The following is a 618-nucleotide window of genomic DNA, read 5'->3' on the forward strand; positions in this document are numbered from 1 at the left end:
TCACCAAGAGTGATCTCGATATTTTGAACTCTATGAAAAACGTCGTGGATGGCATTGCACGTATGTATGGTGAACACACTGAAGTGGTTCTCCACAGCTTAGATGCCGAAGCGCCGGAAATCATCAAAATCGCAAACGGGCACGTGACGGAACGCAGTGAAGGTGCTCCAATTACCAACTTAGCGAGAATGAAGTTAAGAGAGGGCAAGGACGTTTCTGATTCGTACCTGACGAAAACGTCGAACGGAAAGACCTTGCACTCCATTACGACAATTGTCAGAAATCCAAAAAACAAACCGATTGGTTTGCTGTGTATCAACGTGGATATGGATGCACCGATGCAGGCGTTTTTAAAGGCAATGCTGCCTCAGCAACACACCGAGTGTTGTGTTGGTGGAGCTCGCTCACCAGAAACGTTTGCGCGTAATATCGATGAAACCATCATCAGTACGATAGAAACCGTGCAAACAGAAGTGTGGGAAAATGAAGCCATTGCGCCTTCTAAACGCAACCGTGAACTGGTGACGCGACTGCATGGCCTAGGCATTTTTAAATACAAAGATGCTGTTTTAATGGTTGCAAACCATCTTGGTATATCGCGCGATACCATCTACTTGT

General features: G+C 46.0%; 1 protein-coding gene. It reads left to right on the top strand.

Annotated features, from left to right (window positions below):
* A partial coding sequence (locus R7Q46_RS28130; RefSeq protein ID WP_318078432.1) for a transcriptional regulator occupies positions 1–618 on the top strand: 618 nt, incomplete at both ends.

It is taken from the genome of Vibrio sp. 811 (assembly GCF_033339195.1).